Origin of the sequence: Flavobacterium gilvum, assembly GCF_001761465.1 — a bacterium.
Lineage (GTDB): Bacteria > Bacteroidota > Bacteroidia > Flavobacteriales > Flavobacteriaceae > Flavobacterium > Flavobacterium gilvum.
The window spans coordinates 2,579,212-2,590,234 of sequence record NZ_CP017479.1 but is presented as its reverse complement, the minus strand read 5'-3'; the positions used below and the strand labels follow the sequence as shown (position 1 = coordinate 2,590,234).

The 11,023-nt window shown below is 38.3% G+C and carries 5 protein-coding genes; all 5 read right to left on the bottom strand.

The genetic code is table 11. The features are described 5' to 3' along the window. Positions 1–48 precede the first annotated feature (48 nt). The gene (locus tag EM308_RS10840; RefSeq protein ID WP_051877809.1) at positions 49–2,403 is read right to left on the bottom strand and encodes a hypothetical protein; all 2,355 of its coding nucleotides are present in this window, start codon (positions 2,401–2,403) and stop codon (positions 49–51) included. A 50-nt stretch (positions 2,404–2,453) separates the two neighbouring features. Beyond that, entirely contained in the window at positions 2,454–4,970 is a 2,517-nt protein-coding gene (locus EM308_RS10835; RefSeq protein ID WP_035637898.1) for a hypothetical protein, read from the bottom strand. A gap of 88 nt (positions 4,971–5,058) precedes the next feature. Beyond that, positions 5,059–7,389 carry a hypothetical protein gene (locus EM308_RS10830; protein WP_051877808.1) on the bottom strand — a complete coding sequence of 777 codons (2,331 nt, stop codon included), beginning with the start codon at positions 7,387–7,389 and terminating at the stop codon, positions 5,059–5,061. A gap of 135 nt (positions 7,390–7,524) precedes the next feature. Continuing rightward, positions 7,525–8,442, bottom strand: a complete 918-nt coding sequence (locus tag EM308_RS10825; RefSeq protein ID WP_231926266.1) for a phytanoyl-CoA dioxygenase family protein — start codon at positions 8,440–8,442, stop codon at positions 7,525–7,527. Between the two features lie 684 nt (positions 8,443–9,126). Continuing rightward, complete coding sequence (locus EM308_RS10820; protein WP_051877807.1) at positions 9,127–11,022, bottom strand: RagB/SusD family nutrient uptake outer membrane protein; 1,896 nt, start codon at positions 11,020–11,022, stop codon at positions 9,127–9,129. Position 11,023: the final 1 nt, after the last annotated feature.

Below are 11,023 nucleotides of genomic sequence, written 5' to 3'. Positions count from 1 at the left end.
AAGCTTTTAATAAAGGCCTTGATGAATAACTGTCGTTGTTTTTGACTGCTATAACAACGTTACTTTACCGTTTTTAGCAACCAATACGCTTATATTTCCCCCAGCTTTCACTTCAAGCTTTGGCCAATTCAGAAAACTTGTATAGTCCATTACTCTACTTGCATCTTTACTGGTTTCAGCAAATAATGTAACCGAAGCATCATAAATGGTTTTATTGGATATAGCCAACACAACACCTGCAGCAGAGGACTTAACGATCTTTGCTTCCACATGATCAAATATTTGTAATTTTCTAGTATCTGTTTGCAAATAAATACCAGGCAACTCCATAGCCATCAAAATACCATTCGTCTCCGTCCACGTGTTTCTTGTATTAATAAAATTGCCTATACTTCCTCTTCCTTCTGCATCAGAAGGTTGGATGCGTTCCATTGAAGAACCTATAAGATTGTTTGTTGTAATATGATTGGGCATGTTAGTTGCTTCAGCGCTAGCATGCTGAATATCGTTAATCAAATCAGCATAAAGCTTATTACCCGTTGCTCTATAAAGTTTGAATAAATAATCGCCCGATGCGGTACAAATACCTGGAGCGGCATGCTTATTTTGAATACTAGCCCATACAGCGCCAGCCATGTGACAACCAAGTTTGGCTATCGCAGAGTTTTTAGGAAAAATTGGATCATAAGATAAGGTCCATGTAGAACAAAGAGCAGCTTGAACTTCAGCTTTCTTTAACCATTGAACATCATTAGTAGTATAATATAACGCCATTAATGATTCCAAAAAGCCAAAAGCAGATTCGGAGTCCGCATCCTGGGAAATGTCCTCACAATGACCTCCAGTAAGTCCTTGCTTCACAACATCCCTTTGATAATAATAATCGGCTGAAGCTTTTGCAACGTTTAAAAAAGAAGGTTCATTAAAATATTTTGCAGCCAATGCAAGTCCACCCGGCGCAATAGCGCCGCCTGTTGAGTTAAAAACAGCAATTTCCCCTGTTTCGGGCACGATGTATTGTCCAAACTCGCCATATTTATTCCAGGTAACGACAAATGCTTGTGCTAATTTCTTTGCTGCATTTTCCCATTCGGGTTTAATAAAAGAGGATTTACCCTGAGCCTTTAACAGCATAAAGTGCTTCATGAACCAAAGCAATACATCACTATTTACCCTTACCATTGCCTGAATAGCCGGATAATCTTTACTCATCTTGTCAGGAATAATTTTTCCACCTCCGGTGATTCCTCCATAAAAGAATCCACTTTTTCCTTGCAGTTTATTCACAACAAAATCAAGTTCTTTTTCAACCCTATTCGTTTCTTTTTCCTCATTTAAAACAAGCATCGGATAGGTATTCATCATGCCAGCCACCCAACCTAATCGAAAATCATTACTGTTCCCCGTTCTATAAAAATTCACAGTGGAATTCTCATACCAATTATTGCGAGCAATGGCAGTACTTACCTCAAACTGTTTACTCATTGGGAGTTGATTACGTGGTTCATTAGAACCAGTAAAACTTTTACGAACTTCAATGAATTTTTTAAGCAAATCCGGAATATCGTTAGCAGGGAATACGTACACACGAAACTGTAATGACAATTCATCCCCGGCCTTCCAGTCAGGAGCACGATCCCCGCTTGCATGAAAATCGCCAAAGCCGGTAGCCATCTTGCGCATGGAAGGAGCCGAAATTTGAAAGGAACAACTATCCTGCTTCGCATTTTCTACGATTGATAATCCGTTGTTACCAAACCTTGTCTGTTGATTCGTTAGTACAATAAACCCTTTCTTTTCCTTTGGAGAGAAAAAACACATGGCAGGGGTGCTAGCATTGGTTGTTTGTAATTCAATCAATGATGCCTTCCCCTTATCTACATTAAGGCGAGGATCATTCGAGATAGTTAACGGAACCTTGGGATTATAATACATATCCTTTGGATAATCGGGCATATAACCATTCCCAATGGCTCGATAGCGATTACCATTGTAAACACTAGCCGGTACCAATACGTAATTATTACTACTCCATTGGCTAAAGTCGAACGATACTGACACCGCCGAAGCTGAGGCCGTTCCCTCCTTGAGCTGAAATACTGCATTTACATCGATTGCATTAGGACTCTTTGCAACAGGAGAACTTTGCATTTGCAATGTCCAGCGTCCTGAAGTAGTATTTAATTCTTTACTTGAGAATACACTTTTTTGTAAAACATTAGTATCCTGATAAGATGTAATATTACAGCGTAAAACTCCCTTCACTTCTCTTAACAGTGGTAGTATAGATGGGTCTGTTTGAGCTGATGCATTGCTATTAACAATGCCCACCAAAGCCAATAACAGTATAACATTTCGCAACTTACTTTTACCAATCTTTAAACCATTTTTATTTTCTACCATAACTAGCTAATTATATTAATTCATTGAAAAATTATTGTTCGAGATATTATTTACTCTGTCACGATTACTGTTTGATTTTGCATAGGAGCAGTTGCTGGCCAAATCAGTTTTTGATCATTAGCACCATTAGCAATAATATGATATTCAAAATCCTCAGTTGCTGTGGGTAACTTAACAGTCCATACAGAACGCCCCACATTAACAGCGCTGGATTGCTGCCAGTTTTTTTCCCCCAGTTTACGCCATTTGACTATTACAGAACTTGACTGTTCTGCACTTAGTACTACAGGACGCAATTCTAAGACTTCTCCACGATGCAAGGAAGACCGTACCGTAAACACTTTAATCGTTGCTGGCCCAGTATAATTCATCGATGGTGCACAATCAGCAGGCATTGGCTTGCCAGTCACTTTCTCAATTGTTGTATCAAAGCGATTTAACCAATTATCCCAAATACGGCTATTGCGTTCCAAATTGGCAATAAGACCAAGATCACCGGGAGTGCTGGCGGATATAATTTCCAACTGCATAATTTTATCCCATGCGCGAACCACTTCGGCTCGTATTATTATGGCCTTGCTTGCTAAATCTTTCTTCTTTACCGGATCATTTTCTTTTTCCATCTCAGCCACAATTACACGCAATTTTCCATGCACAGCACCTGCCTCATACATCGCTGTTTGGATGCGTAGCATAGTCAGCCAATAATCAAAACGTTCTAGATTACCTGCACCTTTGATATTCTGACGGAGCTTAGCAAATCTTTCGGCTAATTCGCCGTTCTTCTGTGCGTAAGCATGCATTTCCGGATCCGATTGTAAAGCACCTTGCGCCCCCCAGAATGTCCCCCAACCGGTTGGGTCTGGGCGGTGGGCTGTACCTTTCAGCGATGTCTGCATTTTTTCGGATTCAGCCAAAATACCTCCAGTTTCTTTCGCTTTATTTGAACCGAAATTCGCCTTCGCAAAATCCTCATAATAATCGTCAATGGGCATCATACGGGTTTCCTTCAATACATTTAATCCTTTCCCCGAAGAAACAGGTACAATATTAAAATTCTTTGCAACGTATGATTGATCCCAACCAGCCTGAGCTAGTGCAGCAATATTGTTCATCATAGATTTAACATGCCAGTGAAGCCCCATCAATCCGTTTGCTCCAAATCTGCGTGCATCAACAGCATCCTGTCGAAGACGCCCAACCCAAGGCTGATAGCCTGCCAAATTCACATCGTTTTCAAACCATGGGATTGCCCATTTGGGACGTCCTTGAATGTCAGCAAGCGCTGGCGAAAGGCTATAATGTCCAAATTCTGCACTGATACCACTCATTGGGCTATCTTTAGGCAAAAAGGCATCGTAAGCCGGGTTAAAACCCCAGCCACAAGTTGCCAAAGGCACGGATGGACTGATTTTTTTCAAAGCATTGTAAGCAATTAACAGGTCGCGCTTTACTCCCTCTGGATTTTTATGCAAATCCCCTTCACTTGTCCAGAGCCAGTAATAATCTGCCGGCATTACTTTTGCTATTCGTTGAAATGCGCCTTCGTAGACCTCCGCTATAGTTTCTGGTGCTTTCGGATCTTTGCCTAACTGTTTTAAGTGTTCTGCAAGAGCAGGTGGCATGATAAAAGGGGTTTCCGAACCTATGCACGTTTTTACTCCAACCTTTTTTGCTTCCGCAAATACAATCCCCATCTGTTTACCTACACGGTTGAACAATTCATTGGATTCCTCCGCTGTTTTAGGCAAAGGCATCATCCCCTCCATAACATCTGGGCCGTATATATCCGTAGGGAACAATTGAGCAGAACCGTTAGTAAATTCAGAAGTCTTGAGCGAACCATATGGCCAGCCGCTATCCCGTGCGGTATTATCCCACCATGTTGGATAGCTTGATTTTACCGTTCCGTCAGGGTTAATATCTTGTGGAAGTCCGAACCACACCAATGGCTCGGGTCCAATCATCATGTCTCCTTTTTTTGGAACATTATCCTTACGATACGGGTAACAATGTAATCCGATGAAATTCATTCTCATTTTGGCAAGCTGCCCAATATAAGCTAAGTAATCATCCTGATTCCACCAATCGGGCCCGTCTGGAAAGTCATGAAAAGGTTGAATACCACGCAATTCAAAGAATGGTTTTTGGGTTTCATTGAGTTGCGGAATATGCAATGAAATTTTCCCATCGGGAACAACATCGCCATGAAGATAAAACCGCACACCCAATTTTTCTACAAATCCATATGCTCCATAAAGCACGGCCACGCCCGATCCGCCAGAAATCACCAATGATTCTCCGGTAGACTTTAGACTGTATTCCTGTGTTTGAAGTTTGGAATCTATTATCAAAGTGATGGATTGTGTCGCTTTTTTAGATGAAATTCGCAAGAGTTTGCCAGTTCGCAAATAAATGTAACGACGTAGTTCCTTCGCTGCGAGCTTTAGCTGCGGTGAAGAATTATCAGGACAGACAATTACCAATGTATTATCTGTTTTGGGGTCTTTTGTATTCGTGAGAAATCCTTTTTCGTTAACCGAAATCGAAGATAATTTGTTCTTCAAAGTAATATCATTTGAATATCCACTTTGACATAGAACAAAAGCTATTAGTATTAATTTTTTTTTCAATTATATAAGTTTCTTTTGTTAATTATTTTTTTACTCCTTGAACTGTTGGAATAACAGATTTCACAGTTCCGTCACTATTGAAGTTAACGATTACTTTTTGACCTGCTTTTACTTCTACTTTTGGCCATTTTGTAAAAGCAACATAACTCATAGGTGTTTGAGCTTGTTTTGAAGTTTCGGCAAAAACAGCCACTTTGGCATCATGGGTTGTTTTATTTTCCAATATTATGACTTTACTATCTTTCAGCCATTTCGCTTCAACATGGTCAAATACAAATAATTTATTTGTATCTGTTTGTACATAAACACCCGGAAGTTCTAATGCCATAAAAACCCCGTTGGTTTCGCACCAAGAGTTTCGCGTATTATAAAAATTCCCAATCGCTCCTTTGCCTTCGGCATCCGAAAGTTGGATACGTTCCATTTCTGTTCCAAAACCGTGATTTGTAGTTCTGTGGTCTGGCATATCCATGGCTTCAACATTGGCGTGTTGAATATCTCTGATTAATTCTGCATATTTTGAATCTCCAGTTGCACGATACAATTTAAAAAGATAATCTCCAGAAGATGTACAAATTCCAGGTGCGGCATGTTTATTTTGTGTACTAGCCCAAATAGCTCCTGCCATATTCGATTTGTTTTTCCCTATTTGACTTTGAGCCGGAAAAATTGGGTCGTATGAAAATGCCCAAGAAGAACACAAAGCAGCCTGAACTTTGGCTTTCTCCAACCATTGCACATCTTCGGTTACATTGTACAAAGCCATTAGAGATTCCAAAAAACCAAAGCCAGAATCTGCATCAGCATCTTGCGATATATCGCCACTATGACCCGTTGTCAACCCTTGCTTTTCAACATCTCTTTTATAATAATACGCTGCGGATGCTTTGGCAACTTCCAAAAATTCTTTATTCCCAAAATAGACCGAAGCTACAGCTAAACCAGCTGGCGCAATCGCCCCTGCAGTTGAGTTAAAAACTGCAACTTCTCCTGTTTCCGGAACAATATATTGACCAAATTGACCGTCTTTTTTCCAAGTGTTTACAAAAGCCTGAGCTAATTTTTTGGTCGCTTCTTCCCATTTCGGTTTAATTTCCTTCCCGTAACCCAATTCTTTATACAACATCAAATGTTTCGTCATCCAAAGCAAAGCATCACAGTTTTTGCGCACCATAGCCTGCACTTTTGGAAAATCTGCGTGTTGTCTTTCAGGGCGTATTTTTCCGGCGGCCGTAATTCCTCCATAGAAATATCCACTCTTTCCTTGCAGTTTATCGATGATGAAATCAAATTCGATTCCTACTCTTTCTCTTTCTTTTGCGTCATTCAACATCAGCATCGGGAACGTATTCATCATACCGCTCACCCAACCCAACTGAAAATCGTTTCCGTTTTCGGGAGCATAATATTTCCCAACGGGAACTTCAACCCAACGTGTTGATGCAATTCCGGTTCCCAATTCGAATTGTTTACTCATAGGCACCAGATTTCTCGGATTGTTTGCTCCTGTCAAAGCTTTTCTAACTTCCATGAATTTTTTCAACAAATCCGGAATCGAATTTGCTGGAAAAGAATACAATTTAAAATTCAAAATCACCTCGTCCCCCTTTTTCCAATCGGCCGCTTTGTCTCCGCTTGGTGCAAAATCACCAAATCCGGTACGCAATTTTCTTACCGAAGGTGCACTTACCTGAATCGAAGCAACCGAACGATCCGCATTTTCACGAACCGAAATTCCCGAATTTCCAAAGCGGGTTTGTTGTTCGGTAAGTAAAATGAATCCTTTTTTCAAGGTGGGTGAATAAAAACAAACAGCCGGTGTTGCCATGTTTCCTGTTTGCAAATCAATCAATGATGGTTTTGATGGATCTGGCGACAATTGCGGGTCATTCGAAAAAGTCAAAGGAGCATCGGGATTGTAATACATATCCTTTGGATATTCTGGCATATAGCCATTCCCAATTGTTCTATAGCGATTCCCATTGTAAATAATCCCTGGAATCATTACATAATTCTTGGTGTCCCATTGACTGAAATCAAAATTTGCCACAACTGCTGTTTCTTTGGCTGATTCGCTTTGCAATTGAAAAGTAACTTTCAAATCAATCACTTCAGGTTTCGCATTTGAAGTCATTACTTTACATTTCCAATCGCTACCGTTCAGTTTCAAAATCCCCTTTTCAATAGATTGAGACGATTGTAAATCAGTTCCTTTATATTCATTTAAAACTGGTTTAAATGAACCTTTCAAATCTTTTAAAAAATCATTGACTTGATTGGTTTGATTTTGAGCCGATAATTGTACTACAACTAACGATAGCATCAGGAATAATAAACTAACTTTTCTTTTCATGTTTTTTTATCATATATTTTTATTTAGAATTTAAACAAAAAACTCCATTTAGTGAATTTATTATTTGATTCCTAATCTCTCAGGAATAACACAATAGCATTTTATTTTTTTTGAATAATTAATAGCCCAATGTAATTAATTATTAGGATAATTATAGAGTTCTGTATAATCAACTTTAGGTATATTTTTGCCTAAAGCTTCTAACTCTTTATCTCCATCAAATAAAAGTGGAAAAAAATTGCTGTCAAGTACTTTATCCTGTTCCATAGTTGGAAAACTTTTTAAGGCTTCTAATCTACTGTAGCCTGCTGTATTTCCTAATGTATTATAGTTCATAGCATTTAGAACAATCGCTCTTCTCGAACGATCTGAGGTATTTGCATAGGATCCGTGCATTGTAAGTGGATGATGAAAGCTAGCATATCCTTTTGGTAATTCATTGGCAATGCTATTATCAAATTGCTCTAATTGTTTTTTATTCAAAATTTCTCTTACTGCATCCATATCTCCCGTTAATCCCGTAATAGGTAACAACCCCCATTTATGACTTCCTGGAACAAAATAGAGACAACCATTTTCTACATTTGCATCATCTAAGCCTATCCAGCAAGTGAGATGGTGCATTGGTTTAGTAAATGTCCAATATGAAAAATCCTGATGCCATGCCACTACTCCTCCATGCTTAGCTGGTTTGCAAAACAATTGGTCATGAAAAAGCCTAAAGGATTGTCCCAATAATTGATAGGCTGCCATGCGGTACGCAGGTGCCCAAAACAAATCATGAAATCCTGGAGTTACACGCCAACCGCCAATTGCATGAAAGAGCACTTTGCTTGGGTCTACTGATTCATTGCTTTCATAATGATAAAATAATTTTTTCTCTGCTTCGTTTACAGATTGTAATTTTACAAGTTCTTGGTTAAGTATATCAACTTGTTCTTCTGTCAGGATTTTTATTCCCTTGACAAATCCGTTTTCTTTAAAGAAAGAAACTTGTTCTTCAGACAACATATATTGCTCCCACTCTTTTGCTGTCTTTGGTTGTACAAACATGTTACTTATCGAATGGCAATAATCTGCCAAATCATTTGATAAATTTAAATTTCCCATAATCATTTTTTTTTTGAGCTTATAAAAAGTATTTTTTTGTGACAAACAATTTATTACAATACCATTCTTTAAAATTCCTGTGTTACCACCAACGGATCAAAATAGTATAAGCTTTAATTAACGAATTTGTATTTTTCGGTTGCTAATAAAATTATCTTTGAAAAAACTTTAGTAAAAGCAATGTTTCAAAAATCTGGTTTATAATGTAATCCAAGTGTGAAAAAGCAGTAATAAATGCAATTAATAAAGATATAATTCGTTTAAATATTTTATCTTAAAAGTCTGAAAATCAAAATATTTAAAACACACTCGATGCACTTTTAAACTTGAAATTATTCAGTCTAAAGCCGTAAAAGGTGAATGTCAAGAAATTAGAAATAGAGATAAAGTGTCAATCGATTCTTTTTTTAACAGGTTTATTGAAAAAATATTCAAAAAAGATATAAAATTAAATCCACAAAAGAATTCTTACCACATCTGTTTGGAAAGATAGTAGCTGCCTTTATAAACTTAAATACTTTAACTCTTGATTTGCATAACTAATACAAAAATATTAATTCAAGAATTAGGGAGGTTATTATTGATCCTCCCTAATCTGAATTTAAATAATTAATGTTAACGTATTATTTATTGAAGCGGATTAAAGTCACCACCCCAGTTATTATTTTGTCTAAGCGAAGGATTTCGCTGTAAGAAAGCATAGGGTAAACCGTAAATATAATACTGATCAGGAATAACTAGATTACCACGATCACCATCGGTTTTGATGTAGTCAAACCTATTCCACACAGTATTAATGTCATCCATTGGTGCAACTGCAGGTTTTGGAACACTTGATTTTCTAACTACAAGCAGGCCGTGTCTTCTTGACTGACTTCTTAAATTTCCAAACAACTTCCAACGTCTTAAATCATCCCATCGTCTTCCTTCAAAAGCAAATTCTACGAAGCGCTCGTTTTGATAGGCAACACGAATCTCAGATTGAGAAGATGCTGTAATTCCATATTTCCCATTCGTGTTAGTAATCCCTGCTCTCTGCCTAATCTTATAAAGTACATCTAATGCATCATTAGTCATACCCATTTCATTGGCTGCTTCTCCAAAATTCATTAAAACTTCGGCATACCTGATTTCTGGCCAATCCAATCCAGAATGTTCAACATCAGATGCAGATCGGTCTACCGCTTTTAATCGAAGGAAGCAAGAGGTAACCCCTATCCCCTCTCCATAAGTCCATGATGGAGTAACACCATTATTATTAGCAGACGCCAATACCGCTCCTGTTGTCGGTTCTGTCCCAATAATATCGTCAATATAAGTCCAAAAATATTCTTTATTTGTTGCCATTTTTGGCGTAAATTGAATCGGTGCTCCGTTATAATAAACAGTAGCATAGAATCGGTCATCACGGTTCTTAAATAAAGTTGCGTAAGACATAGTTGCTGGATTCCATTTCGAACCATCTTTCATAGGAAATGCATCAAGTAATTCTAATGATGGGCTATCTACACCCCAATCATCCGCAGAATATCTTAATGGGGCGAAACCCGGTGCAGGATAGGTGGCATCTGGAGTATTGAACCTTCTTACCATGATTCCCTCATTATTTCCTTCGTCAGACCAAATTTTATTGTAATCAGGATACAAACCTTTTCCCTTGGAATTTAAAAAATTGACGGCAGCCAAATTGGCATCATAGGCTTTTTGCCATGAAGCAACTCCTCCCAGCCCATTAAATAAGGGACTTGCAAAAAAGAGGAGAACTCTACCCTTAAATGCCATCGCGGCCCCTTTATCAATTCGCCCTAAATTAGCACCAGACCATGTATCCGGCAAAAGACTAATTGCTTGATCAAGATCCTTTAAAATTTGAGCCACACATTCCGAAGTTTTGTTTCTTGGTACCTGTAATTTGGTAAGATCTGCTTCTACTGCTTGAGCAGTAAGAATAAGGGGAACTCCACCGACATCCTTCACTAACTTATTGTAACACCACGCTCTCCAGAACAATGCTTGTCCTTTGATATTATTTTTGGAAGTTTCATCAAAAGTAGCTTTATCAATATTATCTAACATCTGATTGACCGTTCTAATGTCACTATATACTTTAACTGCCCAACTATTTGATATTCCAGGAGAATCATAATTTTCGAGCCAGTCATAGGTTGCCTGACCTAACAGGAATTTATCCGTCAAACGTCCTACAGGAACTGCTTCGTCGGTACCATTTCCATTTCCATAATTCAGATAATCGGTATTTGCTACCCATCCACCTGTTCCACCCCACCACCAGTTAAATACAGTTGGCATACATCCTCCCGGTTGCCCCGTTCCATATGCTACTCCAGGCATTTCGTTATTATAAACCTTATCCAAAAAGGCTGTCGCTGCTGTCGAACTGCTCCATAATTGATCATTGGTAAGAGCAGTTGTAGGTTCCACATCTAAAAAGTCTGATGAACAACCTGTGAACAATAAACTTGAAAGTAGGATTATATATAATGATTGAATATTTCTTTTCATC